Source organism: Methylobacterium mesophilicum (assembly GCF_022179445.1).
Lineage (GTDB): Bacteria > Pseudomonadota > Alphaproteobacteria > Rhizobiales > Beijerinckiaceae > Methylobacterium > Methylobacterium mesophilicum.
The window spans coordinates 14,132-29,861 of the sequence record NZ_BPQU01000029.1 but is presented as its reverse complement, the minus strand read 5'-3'; the positions used below and the strand labels follow the sequence as shown (position 1 = coordinate 29,861).

Sequence of the window (15,730 nt, the reverse complement as noted above, 5' to 3'; positions counted from 1 at the left end):
CCGGATCGGCTGGACGCTCCGGGTCCTCAAACGGGAGAGAGACGATGCGACCCTGGCCTATCCTGGTCCTGCTCGCTGCGCTGATCGGGGGCTTCGCCGACGCCCCGGCGCGCGCGGCGCCCCTGCCGGTCCCGGCGACCGCCGAGGCGGCAGCCCCCGCCCCGACGGTGCAGCTCGCCCGGTGGCATTACCGGCGCCACTGGCACCGGCGCCATCACTGGCGGCGGCACTGGCACCACCGGCGCCATCACTGGCACCGCCGCCACCATTGGCACCGCCATCACTGGCACCGGCGCCCCGTCGCGTATCGCCGGCATTTCGGCCCGCGGCACCCGACGTTCTACTGACGCGGGCAGCGCGCGCCCCGGCCGGATCGAGCCGGGGCGCGGCCTTGTGTCCGGGCCCGGAAAAGCTTATTTAACCACCTGATATCACTGCTGTTCCGCAAGGCCGTCCGGGCGCCCCGCGCGCCATCCGGACGGTCGCCAGCACCGCCCCTCCGGGCCCGATAACGGATACTTCCTTGGCCGAGACCGATCCGATTGGCGCTCCCCCGCCCGCCAGCGACATTCGCCCCGTCTCCATCACCGACGAGATGCGCCGCTCGTACCTCGATTACGCCATGAGCGTGATCGTGAGCCGCGCGCTTCCCGACGCGCGCGATGGCCTGAAGCCGGTGCACCGGCGCATCCTCTATTCCGCCTTCGAATCCGGGCACCTGCCGGAGCGGAAATACGTCAAGTCGGCCCGCATCGTCGGCGACGTGATCGGTCTCTACCACCCGCACGGCGACCAATCGATCTACGACGCCTTGGTGCGGATGGCGCAGGACTTCTCCATGCGCCTGATGCTCATCGACGGGCAGGGCAATTTCGGCTCGGTCGACGGCGATCCGCCGGCGGCCATGCGCTACACCGAATCGCGCCTGGCCAAGCCCGCCACCGCACTGCTCTCCGACATCGACAAGAACACCGTCGACTTCCAGCCGAACTACGACGAATCGCGGGAGGAGCCAAAAGTCCTCCCGGCCCGGTTCCCGAATCTCCTGGCCAACGGCGCCGGTGGCATCGCGGTCGGCATGGCGACCAACATCCCGCCGCACAATCTGGGTGAGCTGATCGACGCCTGCGTGGCGCTGATCGGCGATCCCGGTCTGACCATCGAGCAGCTCACCGAAATCGTCCCCGGGCCGGACTTCCCTACGGGCGGGATGATCCTCGGCCGCGCCGGCACCCGGCAGGCCTACGCCACCGGCCGCGGCTCGGTGATCATGCGCGCCAAGTCGCATGTCGAGGAGCTGCGCAAGGAGCGCGAGGCGCTGATCTTCACCGAGATCCCTTATCAGGTAAACAAGGCGACGCTGGTCGAGAAGATCGCCGAGCTGGTGAAGGAGAAGCGGGTCGAGGGCATCTCGGACCTGCGCGACGAATCCGACCGCAGCGGCATGCGCATCGTGGTCGAGATCAAGCGCGACGCCATGGCTGAGGTAGTGCTGAACCAGCTCTACCGGTTCACGCCGCTGCAATCCTCCTTCGGCTGCAACATGGTCGCCCTCAACGGCGGCCGGCCGGAGCTGATGAACCTGAAGGACCTGCTCCAGGCCTTCGTCGACTTCCGCGAGGAGGTCGTCTCCCGGCGCACCAAGTTCCTGCTCGGCAAGGCCCGCGAGCGCGCCCACGTGTTGTGCGGCCTGGCCATCGCGGTCGCCAACATCGACGAGGTCATCCGCCTGATCCGCACCTCGCCGGATCCGAACACGGCCCGCGAGGCCCTGATGGCGCGCGACTGGCCGGCCCACGACATCGCGCCGCTGATCGCGCTGGTGGACGATCCGCGCCACCGGGTCGCCGAGGATGGCACCTACCGCCTGTCCGAGACCCAGGCCCGCGCCATCCTCGACCTGCGCCTGCAGCGCCTCACCGCGCTCGGCCGCGACGAGGTCGGGGACGAGCTGAAATCGCTCGCCGACGAGATCGCCGACTATCTCGACATCCTGCGCTCGCGCGCCCGCATCCAGGCGATCGTGACGGACGAGCTGATCGAGGTCCGGCAGCAATTCGCCACCCCGCGCCGGACCGAGATCGTCGACTACGATTCGAGTGTCGAGGACGAGGACCTGATCGCCCGCGAGGACATGGTCGTGACCGTGTCCCATGCCGGCTACGTCAAGCGCGTGCCGCTCTCGACCTACAGGGCCCAGCGCCGGGGCGGGAAGGGCCGCTCGGGCATGGCGACCCGCGACGAGGATTTCGTCACCCGCCTGTTCGTGGCCAACACCCACACGCCGGTGCTGTTCTTCTCCAGCCAGGGCCAGGCCTACAAGGAGAAGGTCTGGCGCCTGCCGATGGCCGCCCCGAACGCCCGCGGCAAGGCGCTGGTGAACATCCTGCAATTGCAGGACACCTCCGAGCGCATCACCACGATCATGCCGCTGCCCGAGGACGAGGCGTCCTGGGAGACGCTCGACGTCATGTTCGCCACCGCCAGCGGCAACGTCCGGCGCAACAAGCTGTCGGACTTCGTCCAGGTGAACCGCAACGGCAAGATCGCCATGAAGCTCGATCCGGGCGATCACATCGTCCATGTCGAGATCTGCCGGCCGGACCAGAACGTGCTGCTGACGACCGCGATGGGGCAGTGCATCCGCTTCCCCGTGGAGGACGTGCGCGTGTTCAAGGGCCGCGACTCGACCGGCGTGCGCGGCATCCTGCTGGCCAAGGACGACCGGGTCATCTCGATGACGATCCTGAACGCCTTCGACGCCAGCGCCGAGGAGCGGACCGGCTACCTGAAGATGCGCCGCGCCGTCACCGGCGAGGTGGAGGAGGGCGCCGAGGTCGAGGCCGAGGACGGCACCGAGGCCGCCGCGATCTCGCAGGAGCGCTACGCTGAGATGGGCGGGGCCGAGCAATACGTGCTCACCCTGTCCGAGCGGGGCTACGGCAAGCGCTCCTCGTCGTTCGAGTACCGGACCTCCGGCCGCGGCGGCAAGGGCATCACGGCCATGCGGGTCAACGACCGCAACGGCAGCCTCGTGGGCTCCTTCCCGGTGGAGGCGACGGACCAGATCATGCTGGTCACCGACCGCGGCCAGCTGATCCGCGTGCCGGTGGACGACATCCGCATCGTCGGCCGCGCCTCGCAGGGCGTCACCGTGTTCAACACCGCCAAGGACGAGAAGGTCGTATCGGTGGAGCACATCGTGGGCGAGGACGAGGGCAGCGCCGAGGCCGGCCTGGAGAACGGCATCGAGGCTGGCCCGGAGGACGGCTCCGAGGGCGGCACAGACGGCGGCACCGACGAGGTGTGAGGGCTTCGGCCCGCACACCCCGAGGTTCCGTCCCGCGCAAAAATGCTCTAGGTCGGGCCGCGATGACCCGCACCGCCCTCTACGCCGGCTCGTTCGATCCGGTCACGAACGGCCATCTCGACGTGGTTCGCCAAGCCTGCCGGCTGGTGGACCGCCTCGTGATCGCCATCGGCGTCCATCCCGGCAAGGCGCCGCTGTTCTCGGCCGAGGAGCGCGCCGCCCTGCTCGCCGAGACCTGCGGACCGGTGGCGCAGGCCGAGGGGGCGACGCTGGAAATCGCGACGTTCGCCGACCTCGCGGTGTCGGCGGCCCGGCGCTGCGGGGCGTCGATCTTCATCCGCGGCCTGCGCGACGGCACGGATCTCGACTACGAGATGCAGCTCGCGGGCATGAACGGCGCCATGGCGCCCGAGGTGCAGACCGTGTTCCTGCCCGCCTCGACGCAGGCGCGACCGATTACCGCGACGCTGGTGCGCCAGATCGCCAGCATGGGTGGGGATGTCTCGCCCTTCGTGCCGGCGGCCGTCGCCGACCGCCTCCGGCAGCGCTTCGCCGCCACAGCCTGATCCTCTGACCTTTCTGGAAGGAACCCGATGAATCGCCGCCACGCCCTCCTCGCGCTCGCCCTCACGCTCGGCTCCGTCCCGGCCGCCCGGGCCGCCGACGCCAACACGGTCTTTCTCGACACCAAGGACGGGCGCATCACCATCATGCTGCGGCCGGACCTCGCCCCGAAGCACGTCAAGCAGATCAAGACGCTGGTCGGCCAGGGCTTCTACGACGGCTTAAAATTCCACCGGGTGATCGACGGGTTCATGGCCCAGACCGGCGACCCGAAGGGCAACGGCACCGGGGGCTCCAGCCTGCCGAATATCCCGGGCGAGTTCTCGCAGACGGCCGAGTTCCGCCGCGGCACCGTGGGCATGGCCCGCTCGTCGGATCCGAACTCGGCCAACTCGCAGTTCTTCATCTGCCTCGGCGACGCGCCGTTCCTGAACAAGCAGTACACTGTCGTGGGCAACGTCACGGACGGGCTCGACGTGCTCGACAGGATCAAGAAGGCCGCCCCCGGTGCCCCGGGCGGCGCCGTGCAGGACCCGGACAAGATCGTCCGCATGACGCTCGCCGAGAAGGCCAAGTAGCCTCTCGCCGATGTGGCACCGGCTGGCCATCCTCGGCGCGCTCGCCCTCGCCCCGGCGACGGCGCGCGCCTATGATGACGGCTCAGTCTATGGCGGCTTCGCGTACGCGCCGGGCGGCGGTTATCCGCTGAGTCTGCCGCAGACCCTGCGGGGCACCGTCGCGGTGCCGCTCGCGCATCGGCCGGCCCGGGCGGCCGACACCCTGGCCGAGCTCTACCCGGTGCTGGCGGCCTGCTGGCAGCCGCCGGCAGGGCTGGGGCGACCCAACGCCGGGGCTGCCGATATCGAGATCACCGCGCGGCTGTCGCTTCGGCGCGACGGCAGCCTGATCGGCCCCCCGCGCATCACCTACGCGGCGGGTTTCCAGGCCGGCCGGCGCCGCAGCCTGGTGCGGTCGATCCTGGACGCGCTCGCCGGCTGTATGCCGGCGCGGATCACCCCGGGCCTCGGCCGGGCGATCGCGGGGCGGCCGGTGGCCCTGCGGTTCGTCTACCGGCCGCCGGCCTGACCGTTTCGCCGCGCTCGCCGGATCGGGTGGGCGCCGCTACATTCTCACCAACAGGAAGGACCCACCATGGCCGACACCGAAAACCTCATCCTCGAGACCACCAAGGGCCGCGTCGTGATCGGGCTGCGCCCCGACCTCGCCCCGGGCCATGTCGAGCGGATCAAGACGCTGGCCGCCCAGGGCTTCTACGACGGCGTGCCGTTCCACCGGGTGATCGACGGCTTCATGGCCCAGACCGGCGACCCGACAGGCACCGGCTCGGGCGGCTCCGAGCTGCCGGACCTGAAGGCCGAGTTCAACGCCGAGCCGCACGTGCGCGGCACCTGCTCGATGGCCCGCACAAACTTCCCGCATTCGGCGAACTCGCAGTTCTTCATCTGCTTCGACGACGCGCGCTTCCTCGACAAGCAGTACACGGTCTGGGGCAAGGTCGTGGACGGCATGGACGTGGTCGACACGATCAACAAGGGCGAGCCGCCGCGCTCCCCGGACAAGATCGTCAAGGCGACGGTGGGCGAAGCGGCCTGAAACGACCGGACGTGTCCGCCCGCCCGGGCGGACACGTCCGCGTAACGATGGGACGATTGTCCCTTGGCAAGACGCGCGCGGCCTGTGAGGTTGCCGCGCCATGGAAACCGCCACGCTTCCGCTTCGGGACCTCTGCCTCGCCGTCGCGGTGGTCGCCGTCTGGGGCACCAACTTCGTGGTGATCCGGATCGGGCTCGACCACTTGCCGCCGCTGCTGTTCGCGGCGCTGCGCTTCACGCTGGCGGCGTGCCCCGGCGTGTTCCTCATGCCCCGGCCCAACGTCACCTGGCGCAATCTCGCCGCCTACGGGCTGCTGATCGGGGCCGGGCAGTTCGGGCTCTTGTTCATCGCCATGCGCGGCCACATCACCCCCGGCCTCGCATCGCTGGTGATCCAGGTCCAAGTGTTCTTCACGATCGGATTGTCGATCTGGATCACCGGCGAGCGGGTCCTTGGCTACCAATGGGCCGCCCTGGCACTGGCGGCGGCCGGCATCGGCGTGATCGCGCTGCATGCCGACGGGGCCACGACGCCCTTTGGCCTCGGCCTCATCGTCCTCGCGGCGGCGAGCTGGGCCGGCGGCAACATCGCGGCGAAGCGCAGCGGCGTCCGCGCGATGCTGCCCTACGTGGTCTGGGCCAGCCTGTTCTCCGCGCCGCCGCTCTTCGCGCTGTCCTTCCTGCTCGAAGGCTGGGATGCGATCCGCGCCGGCCTCCAGAATGCCGATGCGGCGACCTGGGGGGCGGTGATCTGGCAAACCGTGGGCAATACCCTGTTCGGCTACGCCGTCTGGGGATGGCTGCTCTCCCGCCACCCCGCCGCGCGCATCGTCCCGATCGCGCTGCTGGTACCGGTCTTCGGGATGGCCGGATCCGCCGTCTGGCTCGGTGAGACGCTGCCGGGCTGGAAGCTCGGCGCGGCCGGTCTCGTCCTCGGGGGCCTCGCCCTCGGCATCCTCTATCCACGCTGGCAAGCGCGCCTGGCCTGAGGCCGAGCTCAGCCGCGCCCGAGGCCGGCCAGGATCGCGGCCTCGGCAGCCGCCATGTCGTCGGGCGAGTTGAGATTGCAGAACGGATCCAGGGGCTCCGTCGGCCAGGAGACGGTCGCCGCGCCGTGGCGCGCGATGAACGCCCCGACCCGCCGCTCGTCCCACTCCACCAGGGCGCGGCGCAGATCCGCCCGCAGCCCGACCGGCCAGAGCGCCACCGTGTAGTGCGCGCGCGCGCCCGAGGCGGCGAGGGCGATCGGCGCGTCCCGCAGGGCCGGTTCGAGCCGCGTGGCGAGATCGCCCGGCAGGAATGGGGCATCCCCGGGCACACTCAGGACATGGGTGACGTCCGGGTGCCGCACGGCGGCGAAGTCCAGACCCGCCAGCAGGCCGGCCAAGGGACCCGGGAGCCCCGGCACGGGATCGGGCAGGATCGGCCCCGGAAACCCGGCGAACCGATCCGGATCCCCGTTGGCGCTTAACGCCAGACCGGCGCCGCATTGCGGGGCGAGCCTCTCCGCGACGCGCTCCAGCAACGTCCGCCCGCCCATCAGCATCAGTGGCTTGTCGACCCCGCCCATCCGCCGGCCGAGGCCGCCGGCGAGGATCAGGCCCAGGAGGTGCGGGCGATCCACCGGGAAACACCTACTCGATGACGATCCTCGGCGCGGTGCGCCCGGCCGGGGCGCCCGAGAGGTTCGCCCACAGGGACGCGGCGATGTCGCGGTAGACCTTGGCGTGGGGTCCGTCCGGATCGGTCGCCACCACGGGCCGGCCGGAATCCGAGGTCTCGCGGATGGTCATGTCGAGGGGCACCTCGCCGAGGAACGGCACGCCGAGGCGCTGCGCCTCGATGCGGGCGCCGCCATGCCCGAAGATGTGCGAGGCGTGGCCGCAATTCGGGCAGACGAAGGTCGCCATGTTCTCGATGACACCGAGGATCGGCACCGCGACCTTCTTGAACATGGTCACGCCCCGGCGGGCGTCGATCAGCGCGAGGTCCTGGGGCGTCGAGACGATCACGGCGCCCGAGAGCGGCGTCGCCTGGGCCATGGTCAGCTGGGCGTCGCCGGTGCCGGGCGGCATGTCGACGATGAGAATGTCGAGCTCGCCCCACAGCACGTCGCGCAGCATCTGGGTGATGGCCGACTGCACCATCGGCCCGCGCCAGATCATCGCCGTCTCGGGCTCGATCAGGAATCCGATCGACATGACCTTCAGCCCGTAGCCGACCATCGGCTCCATGGACTTGTTGTCGACCACGGTCGGCTTGCCCGACAGGCCGAACAGCTTCGGCACGGACGGCCCGTAGATGTCGGCATCGAGCAGGCCGACCTTCAGCCCCTGCGCCTGCAGGGCCAGCGCGAGGTTGCAAGCGGTGGTGGACTTGCCGACGCCGCCCTTGCCGGAGGCGACCGCCACGATGTGGCGCACGCCGGCGATCTGCGGACCCTGGTTCGGGGGCGCGCCGGGCCGCGGCGGCGCGACCGGCGGCGGCGTCACCGGGCGGGGCGCGGCGTCGCTCTGCGCAGGCATGCCAGGGCCACGCTCGGAGGTGAGGCTCGCGAACACGCCTGAGACGCCCGGCATCTGCAGGATGCGCCCCTCCGCCTGCCGCCGCACCGGCTCGAACCGCTCGGCCTCGCTCGGATCGACCAAGATCGAGAACATCACCCGGTTGTTGGGATCGACCACGACCTGAGAGAGCCGCCCGGAGCCGGGCAGGGTGGTGCCGGCGGCATCGACGGTGACGGATTGGAGCGCGCGCAGCACGTCGTCGCGGGTAATCGCCAAATCGTCCTCCACCGGGGGAAAGCAGGTCTCGTTCCCGCTGCATGTAACCAAGCCCGGCGAGAACGCCAGACCCCGCCCTGGCTATCGAGCCCCTCCACTGTCTGCGACGCGTAGCGGTTTTCTCTCGAAATTGCCGGCCACCGGCCGTACATTCCAGGTTGGTACGGAGGTGGCGATGCGCGACGCTCGACGGTCGGAAGGCAGTCCGAAGAACCGACGACGGGCCGATCGGTTGGAGGCCCGCGTGACGGCGGAGCAGAAGGCCCTCGTCGCGCATGCCGCAGCGCTCGAAGGACGCAGCATCACCGACTTCGTCCTCGCGAGCGTCCAGGATGCCGCCAAACGCACCATCGCGGAGCATGAGGTAATCCAGCTCAGCGTTCGGGATTCCCGCGCCTTCGTGGAGGCGCTCCTCGCGCCGCGCGAACCCAGTGCGCGGATGCTGGATCGCGTCGCCACTTACCGAACGCTGATCGGTGGCTCCAAGACGTGACCGTCGGCGCAAGACCGATCATCGAGCTGTTCGATGCCGGTCGGCACGAGCGATCCCGCTTCGCGTGCGGCGTCGATGCCCTCGATCGCTATCTCCGCTCGCAGGCCGGTCAGGATGCGCGCCGCCGGGTGGCGGCCCCGTATGTCCTGCTAGAGCCTCCGGAACCCACCATCCTGGGCTTTTATACGCTCGCCAACACCGCGATCCGGGCCACCGAATTGCCGGCGGAATTCGTCAGGAAACTGCCGCGCTACCCCGTCCTGCCGGCGACGTTGCTCGGCCGGCTGGCGGTCGACGCGACACGGCGCGGCACGGGGTTCGGCACGCTTCTCCGCTTGGATGCGCTGCTGCGCTGCCTCAGAAGCGAGACGGCCTCCCTGGCGGTGGTGGTCGACGCGAAGGATGAAGCAGCGGTCTCGTTCTACGAACGCCATGATTGTCTTCGGCTTCCGGATCAGCCCCGCCGTCTTTTCAAGCCGATGGCCGAGATCGAGACGCTGTTTAGCGATTCGTGAGTCGTGCCCGTCGGCCTCACCGCCGCCCCGGTGGAAGCGCAATGAGATTGCATTCCTCCATCGGCCCTCGCATCGCGCTGCCGTCGCCGCGTCGGTAGAATCCGTGGCGGACACGACGGCATCCGAGCGGCCCGCGCAGGCGCTTCACCCGTTCGATATGGACGCTGCCAGCACGGCGCCCCGAAAAATCGTGGCCGCCGATCCGGACACCTGGCCCGAACCGCACCTCGGCGCAGGCCGGCGCGGCCGCCAGCCAGATCGATCCGATGAGCGCCGCCAGGCCCAGGCGGGCTCGCCACCGCCCGTTCGCTACCATCCCGAAACCTCCTGAACCAAGCGGGCCTTCGCCCGTTGTCGAGGCGACTTGCGGGCGGGGTCTCCCAGGAGGGGGCCGCTCGCGCGCCTCGAACGCCACGTCGGCGACAAGCTAAGGAGATCGGTTTCATGCATCAGGGCAACCACCGCGACCACGAGGGCGCGAAAAAGCTGTTCGAGCTGGTCAAGGACGTGAAGATCGCCATGATGACCACCGTCGACGCCGACGGGACGCTCAACAGCCGCCCGATGTGGAACAACGACGCCGACGAGAACGGCGACCTGTGGTTCTTCACCAAGCTGCACTCGCCCAAGACGGCCGAGATCAGCAAGGACAACCAGATCAACCTGGCCTATTCCGACCCGTCGAGCCAGACCTACGTCTCGGTGGCCGGCAAGGCCGAGATCGTGCGCGATCAGGCCAAGATCGACGAGAAGTGGAATGAGAGCCTGAAGACCTGGTTCCCCAACGGCAAGAACGATCCTGAAGTCGCGCTGATCCGCGTCCACCCGGAGAAGGGCGAGTACTGGGACAGCCCCAACAGCACGATGCTGCACCTCTACGGCTACGTGAAGGCTTCGCTCACCGGCGAGAGCCCTAAGACCGAGACCAAGAAGGTCGACCTCGCCTGATTTTTTTGGATCTGGCGACGTGGGTATCGGGGCGGCGCGTCGTGGGGACGTGCCGCCCCTCTTCTTGACGTAGCCGCGCCCGGCATGCGCTCTGCGCCGCGAGACGTGCGGACGAGTCCGAAAAACATGATTGATCTGGCGAAGCGGGTCTACGATCACAGCTTCCGCATCGACCCGATCGTGCGGTCCCTGCTCGACACCGATTTCTACAAGCTGCTGATGGCGCAGACGATCCTGCGCCGGCATCCGCAGATCGACACCACCTTCGGGATCACCAACCGCACGAAGCGCATCCGCATCGCCGACGAGGTCGATGCCGGGCTGCTGCGCGAGCAACTCGACCATGCCCGCAGCCTCCGGCTCAGCAAGGGCGAGGTGACCTGGCTGCGCGGCAACGTGTTCCGCGGCCAGGGGCGGATCCTCGGCCCGGAATTCGTGGCGTGGTTCGAGGGTTTTCAGCTGCCGGACTACGAACTCGCCGTCCATGACGGCCAGTACGAGCTGACCTTCCACGGCCCCTGGATCGAGACCACGATGTGGGAGGTCCCGGCGCTGGCGATCCTGAACGAGCTGCGGGCGCGCGCCGTGCTGCGGGGCCTCGGCAAGCTCGACCTTCAGGTGCTCTACGCCCGGGCGATGACCCGAGTCTGGGAGAAGATCCAGCGGCTCCAGAAGCTGCCCGACCTGTCGGTGGCGGATTTCGGCACGCGGCGGCGCCACGGCTTCCTCTGGCAGGATTGGTGCGTGCAGGCGATGGCCGAGGGTCTGGGCGCGGCGTTCCTGGGCACCTCGAACTGCCTGATTGCAGCGCGGCAGGAGGTCGAGCCCGTGGGCACCAACGCCCACGAATTGCCGATGGTCTACGCCGCGCTCGCCGAGGACGACGCGGCGCTTGCCGCCGCGCCCTACGCGGTGCTGGCCGACTGGCAGGAGGATTACGACGGCAACCTGCGGGTCATCCTGCCCGACACCTACGGCACCACCGGCTTCCTGGCGAACGCCCCGGACTGGGTGAGCGACTGGACCGGGATCCGCATCGATTCGAAGGACCCGATCGCGGGTGGCGAGGAGGTGATCCGGTTCTGGCAAGAGCGCGGCTACGATCCCAGGGACAAGCTCGCGATCTTCTCCGACGGGCTCGACATCGATGAGATCGAGCGCATCCATGCCCATTTCCACGGGCGCATGCGCATCGGCTACGGCTGGGGCACCCTGCTCACCAACGACTTTCGGGGTCTCCTGCCCGACGGCAAGCTCGATCCGGTCTCGGTGGTCTGCAAGGTCGTGGAGGCGAACGGCCGCCCCACCGTCAAGCTGTCCGACAACCCCACCAAGGCGCAGGGACCGGAGGACGAGATCGCCCGCTACCGCCGGGTTTTTGGGATCGGCGAGCAGGACGCGCTTCCGGTGCTGGTGTGAGGGCGGACCGGCTTCGCGGCCGGCATAAGAACCGCGACCCTTTCCCGGGCGCATGCAGCGGCAGCGGAATGTGACCAGGGACCCGGCGCAAGGCGTCGCGTAGCGTCCGTGTTGTTCGAAAGGTGCCGCTGCGCGGCGCTTTCTCCGCTAAGTCTCGGATCACCTTCCACAACCGTTCGAGGCGTCCGGGAAAGGGCAGCGCGCGAACGGAGACGGCCGGCCACAAGGCTTCCCTTGAGAGGGGGGCTTCATCCGCACCGGCGTGTAAAGACAACCGCTGACAGACCCGAATTTTATTCAGTATCGTGTCGACCAACAGGGCCGGCCCAGCGCGGCTCGCCCCCGGGAGAACGCCATGACTTTCAATCGCCGCTCGCTCATCGGCGCCGCAAGCCTCGCCCTGGCGGCGCCGGCCGTGCAAGGCGCGCAGGCCGCCGAGCCCGCGAAGACGCCGGCCGCCAAGGCGCCGCCGCCCGTCACGAAAATCCTCGCGCAGTGGATCCTGGCCTCGTCCTACGACACCCTGCCGAAGAATGTCCGCCGTGAGGGCGTGCGCAGCTTCCTCAACTGGGTCGGTGTGGCGATCGGCGGCTCCCACCACGAGACCGTGGACGTGGCGGTCTCGGCGCTGCAGCCGTTCTCGGGGCCGCCGCAGGCCGGGCTGTTCGGCCGGTCGGAGCGGTTCGACATCATGAACGCCGCCTTCCTGAGCGGCGTGGCGAGCCACATCTTCGACTTCGACGATACCCACCTCAAGACGATCATCCACCCAGCCGGCCCGGTCGCGTCGGCGATCCTGGCCTATGCCCAGATGAAGCCGGTCTCGGGCCGGGACTTCCTCGACGCGCTGGTGGTCGGGATCGAGACCGAGTGCCGGATCGGCAACGCGGTCTACCCGAACCACTACGATGCCGGCTGGCACATCACGGGCACCTGCGGGCCGTTCGGCGCCGCTGCGGCCGTCGGCAAGCTGATGGGGCTCACCGAGCAGCAGATGGTCTACGCGCTGGGGCTCGCCGCCTCGCAGCCGGTGGGCCTGCGCGAATCGTTCGGCTCCATGAACAAGAGCTTCAACCCGGGCCGGGCGGCCTCGAACGGCCTGTTCGCGGCGATCCTGGCCGCCAAGGGCTTCACCTCCTCGGACGGCATGATCGAGGCCAAGCGCGGCTGGGCCAACACCATCTCGACCAAGCAGGACTGGTCCGAGATCACCGACGGCCTCGGCACCCGCTACGAGGCCCTGCTCAACACCTACAAGCCGTTCGCCTGCGGTATCGTCATGCACCCGACGATCGATGCCGGCGTGCAGATCCGCGACCAGGACCACGTCCGGCCGGAGGACATCGCCCGGGTCGACCTCAAGGTCCACCCGCTGGTGCTGGAGCTGACCGGCAAGACTGCGCCGAAGACCGGCCTGGAGGGCAAGTTCAGCATCTACCACGCGGCCGCGATCGCCCTCGTGGAGGGCGCGGGCGGCGAGAAGCAGTTCAGCGACCGGGCCGTGAACGACCCGCGCGTGGTGGCTTTGCGCCAGAAAGTGGTGCCGGTGATCACGCCGGGCATCGACGCCGCCCAGGTCGACATGACCGTGACGCTCACCGATGGACGGAACTTCCACCGCCGGATCGAGCACGCGATCGGCAGCGTCGAGACGCCGATGTCGGACGCGCAGCTGGAGGCGAAGTTCACCGACCTCGCCGCCGGGGTTCTGCCGGAGGCCCAGGCCAGGCGGGTGATGCAGATGTGCTGGTCTCTCCCCGAGTTGAAGGACGTGGGCGAGGTGGCCCGGGCCGGGGTTCAGGGGGCGTAAGCGGGGCAGCTGCAACCCTCGCTCACGGATCCGCGAGCCGCGCGGGATCGTTTTCCGACCCCGTGCCGTTCCCATGCCGCGAGGCCCCGCGACCCCGGTGGGCGCCCGCCTGTGGCGTTCGGGGCGTGGATCGCAGCATGGGAACGAGAAGCCCGGTCGGGGCGCAGCCCGAGCGCGCGCTGGTTGCGCCGCGTCCCACGCGCGTCGCCGCGGCCGAGACCCCGCGGGCCGCGATGGCCTCGCCGATCCTGGTCGGGGCCACCATCGTGGCGGTGCTGTATTTCGGCCGCGAGATCTTCATCCCGATCGCGATCGCGCTGCTCCTCTCCTTCGTGCTGACACCGCTGGTGAACCGCCTGCGGCGCCTGCGCCTGCCGCGGCTGGTGGCGGTGGGCGTGAGCGTGCTTCTGACGCTCGGCATCGTGGCCGCCCTGGCGACGCTGATCGGCATCCAGGCGGCTGACCTCGCCGGCGACATCCCGCGCTACCGCACCACCATCGAGCGCAAGATCGAGGGGCTACGGACCTCGCCGGTGGGCCACATCACCGACTACGTCGCGAATATCGGTCGGGCGCTCCACGCCGGCGGCAAGGAAGCGGAGGCGGGCAAGGAGCCTGCGAAGGCGCCGGGCGGGCAGGAGCCCGCACGCCCCGCCCCGCCGGCCTCCGAGCCGGCGCAGGGGTCGTCGCGAGGGTCGTCGCAAGGGTCCGCGCTGGACCAGGGCGCGCCCGGCCCAAAACCCGTCCTGGTCGAGATGACCGCGACCCAGCCGGGACCGCTCGAGACGCTCGGCACCCTGCTGTCGCCGGTTATGCAGCCGCTCGCCACGGTGGGCATCGTCTTCGTGGTGCTGCTGTTCGTCCTGATGCAGCGCGAGGACCTGCGCGACCGCATGATCCGGCTCGCCGGCTCCAGCGACCTGCACCGTACCACCGGGGCGATCGACGACGCGGCCGGGCGCCTCAGCCGCTACTTCGTGGTGCAGCTCGCCCTCAACACCGCCTTCGGGGTCGTGATCGGGATCGGCCTGTACGTCATCGGCGTGCCGAACCCGGTGCTGTGGGCGATCTTCTCGGCGCTGATGCGGTTCGTGCCCTATATCGGCGCGTTCCTGTCGGCGATCCTGCCGATTACCCTCGCCGCCGCGGTCGATCCCGGCTGGAACATGATGATCGCGGTGACGATCCTGTTCCTGATCCTGGAGCCGCTGACCGGCCAGGTGTTCGAGCCGATCGTGTACGGCCAGTCCACCGGGCTCTCGCCCCTCGCGGTGCTGGTCTCGGCCCTGTTCTGGACCTGGCTATGGGGGCCCGTAGGCCTGCTTCTCTCGACGCCGCTCACCGTCTGCCTGGTGGTGCTGGGACGGCACGTCGAGCACCTGGAATTCCTGGACGTGCTGTTCGGCGACCGGCCGGCGCTGACGCCGGTGCAGAACTTCTACCAGCGCATCCTGGCCGGCGATTCCGAGGAGGTTTTGGGCCATGCCGAGCTGATCCTGCAGCAATGCTCGCTCTCGTCCTACTACGACGAGGTCGTGCTGAAGGCCCTCGAACTCGCCGCCCGCGACGCGGCGCGGGGCGTGCTGACCGCCCAGCAGAAGGGCGCGATGCGCACCGCCCTGGGCGAGCTGATCGCCGACCTGTCCGAGCGCGGCGACGCCACCGCCGAGAGCACGGGGGAGGGCGGCGAGCACGCCTGCAGCCCGATGCCGGTCGGCCCGGCCCCGGATGCGCTGCCGGAGGCCTGGACCCGCGCGGGCGCGGTCCTCTGCATCTCCGGACGCGGCTTCCTCGATGGCGCCGCGGCCGCGATCCTGGCCCAGATCCTGGAGAAGCGCGGCATCGGCGTCCGCACGGTGCCGTTCTCTGATGCCGCCACGGCGCGGATCGAGCGGTTCGAGCCGGGTCCGGCCCGGATGGCCTGCGTGGTCTCGCTGGCGCTGAACGGCGAGCCGACGCACCTGCGCCGGCTGGTCGGGCGGCTGCAGGCACGGATGCCCGGCGTGCCGGTCCTGCTCGGCCTGTGGCTGGCCCAGAACGGCCAGTCGGACCGGGTGGCGCGCGCGCCGGAAGGCTCGACCGAGGCGTCCGGGCAGGTCGCGTCCCTGCGCGAGGCCCTCGAAGCGGTGCTGGCCGCCGTGCAGGCGGATATCGCGGGCACGGCCGCGCCCGAGGCCGGCGCCGAGGCGCGACTCCCGGAACCGGCGGAGGCTTGAGGCTTGAGGCGGAGGAGCTTGGGGCGACGGGGCTTGACGGCCGGGGGCCGGCCCCGGTT

16 protein-coding genes are annotated in these 15,730 nt (G+C 69.8%); 13 read left to right on the top strand and 3 right to left on the bottom strand.

All coding sequences use genetic code 11. The annotated features are described in order from the left end of the window. Window positions 1-44: 44 nt before the first annotated feature. The 7 genes from MFF40_RS22475 to MFF40_RS22445 all read left to right on the top strand — a co-directional run bounded on the left by MFF40_RS22475 (window position 45) and on the right by MFF40_RS22445 (window position 6,476). Window positions 45-347: a hypothetical protein gene (locus MFF40_RS22475; RefSeq protein ID WP_147909654.1), complete on the top strand. Its 303-nt coding sequence runs from the start codon at window positions 45-47 to the stop codon at window positions 345-347. Window positions 348-523: 176 nt separating this feature from the next. Next, the gene (gene gyrA, locus MFF40_RS22470) at window positions 524-3,310 is read left to right on the top strand and encodes a DNA gyrase subunit A (protein ID WP_238262300.1); all 2,787 of its coding nucleotides are present in this window, start codon (window positions 524-526) and stop codon (window positions 3,308-3,310) included. A gap of 62 nt (window positions 3,311-3,372) precedes the next feature. Continuing rightward, window positions 3,373-3,876 (top strand): pantetheine-phosphate adenylyltransferase, encoded by a 504-nt coding sequence (gene coaD, locus MFF40_RS22465; protein ID WP_238262297.1) that lies wholly within the window; start codon window positions 3,373-3,375, stop codon window positions 3,874-3,876. A 27-nt stretch (window positions 3,877-3,903) separates the two neighbouring features. Next, a complete protein-coding gene (locus MFF40_RS22460; protein ID WP_147855447.1) occupies window positions 3,904-4,452 on the top strand; it encodes a peptidylprolyl isomerase in 549 nt (182 codons plus the stop codon). Between the two features lie 10 nt (window positions 4,453-4,462). Beyond that, on the top strand, window positions 4,463-4,960 hold the full coding sequence (locus tag MFF40_RS22455) for a UCP034077 family protein (RefSeq protein ID WP_147898368.1): 498 nt from the start codon (window positions 4,463-4,465) through the stop codon (window positions 4,958-4,960). Window positions 4,961-5,026: 66 nt separating this feature from the next. Further along, a complete protein-coding gene (locus MFF40_RS22450; RefSeq protein ID WP_147855449.1) occupies window positions 5,027-5,488 on the top strand; it encodes a peptidylprolyl isomerase in 462 nt (153 codons plus the stop codon). Window positions 5,489-5,588: 100 nt separating this feature from the next. After that, window positions 5,589-6,476 (top strand): EamA family transporter, encoded by an 888-nt coding sequence (locus MFF40_RS22445; RefSeq protein WP_147898367.1) that lies wholly within the window; start codon window positions 5,589-5,591, stop codon window positions 6,474-6,476. A gap of 8 nt (window positions 6,477-6,484) precedes the next feature. On the opposite strand, the gene mobA is transcribed toward MFF40_RS22445, so the two are convergent. Together mobA and apbC are read right to left on the bottom strand one after the other, a co-directional pair. Beyond that, on the bottom strand, window positions 6,485-7,111 hold the full coding sequence (gene mobA / locus MFF40_RS22440) for a molybdenum cofactor guanylyltransferase MobA (RefSeq protein ID WP_281408004.1): 627 nt from the start codon (window positions 7,109-7,111) through the stop codon (window positions 6,485-6,487). 10 nt (window positions 7,112-7,121) lie between these two features. Further along, the gene (gene apbC, locus MFF40_RS22435; protein WP_147898366.1) at window positions 7,122-8,270 is read right to left on the bottom strand and encodes an iron-sulfur cluster carrier protein ApbC; all 1,149 of its coding nucleotides are present in this window, start codon (window positions 8,268-8,270) and stop codon (window positions 7,122-7,124) included. 175 nt (window positions 8,271-8,445) lie between these two features. Between apbC and MFF40_RS22430 the strand changes: the two genes are divergently transcribed. Next, window positions 8,446-8,763, top strand: coding sequence for a type II toxin-antitoxin system TacA family antitoxin (locus tag MFF40_RS22430; protein WP_147898365.1), 318 nt, complete (start codon window positions 8,446-8,448; stop codon window positions 8,761-8,763). Beyond that, window positions 8,760-9,278, top strand: coding sequence for a GNAT family N-acetyltransferase (locus MFF40_RS22425; RefSeq protein WP_147898364.1), 519 nt, complete (start codon window positions 8,760-8,762; stop codon window positions 9,276-9,278). The genes MFF40_RS22430 and MFF40_RS22425 overlap by 4 nt, the downstream gene beginning before the upstream one ends. 16 nt (window positions 9,279-9,294) lie before the next feature. Here MFF40_RS22425 and MFF40_RS22420 read toward each other — a convergent pair whose 3' ends face one another. Beyond that, window positions 9,295-9,594 carry a hypothetical protein gene (locus tag MFF40_RS22420; protein WP_147898363.1) on the bottom strand — a complete coding sequence of 100 codons (300 nt, stop codon included), beginning with the start codon at window positions 9,592-9,594 and terminating at the stop codon, window positions 9,295-9,297. A gap of 128 nt (window positions 9,595-9,722) precedes the next feature. Between MFF40_RS22420 and MFF40_RS22415 the strand changes: the two genes are divergently transcribed. The 4 genes from MFF40_RS22415 (at window position 9,723) to MFF40_RS22400 (ending at window position 15,671) form a co-directional block, all read left to right on the top strand. After that, a complete protein-coding gene (locus MFF40_RS22415) occupies window positions 9,723-10,226 on the top strand; it encodes a pyridoxamine 5'-phosphate oxidase family protein (RefSeq protein ID WP_147856598.1) in 504 nt (167 codons plus the stop codon). 126 nt (window positions 10,227-10,352) lie between these two features. Continuing rightward, complete coding sequence (gene pncB, locus MFF40_RS22410) at window positions 10,353-11,645, top strand: nicotinate phosphoribosyltransferase (RefSeq protein ID WP_147898362.1); 1,293 nt, start codon at window positions 10,353-10,355, stop codon at window positions 11,643-11,645. A 355-nt stretch (window positions 11,646-12,000) separates the two neighbouring features. Continuing rightward, window positions 12,001-13,455 (top strand): MmgE/PrpD family protein, encoded by a 1,455-nt coding sequence (locus MFF40_RS22405; protein ID WP_147898361.1) that lies wholly within the window; start codon window positions 12,001-12,003, stop codon window positions 13,453-13,455. A gap of 137 nt (window positions 13,456-13,592) precedes the next feature. Further along, window positions 13,593-15,671 (top strand): AI-2E family transporter, encoded by a 2,079-nt coding sequence (locus MFF40_RS22400; protein WP_147898360.1) that lies wholly within the window; start codon window positions 13,593-13,595, stop codon window positions 15,669-15,671. Window positions 15,672-15,730: the final 59 nt, after the last annotated feature.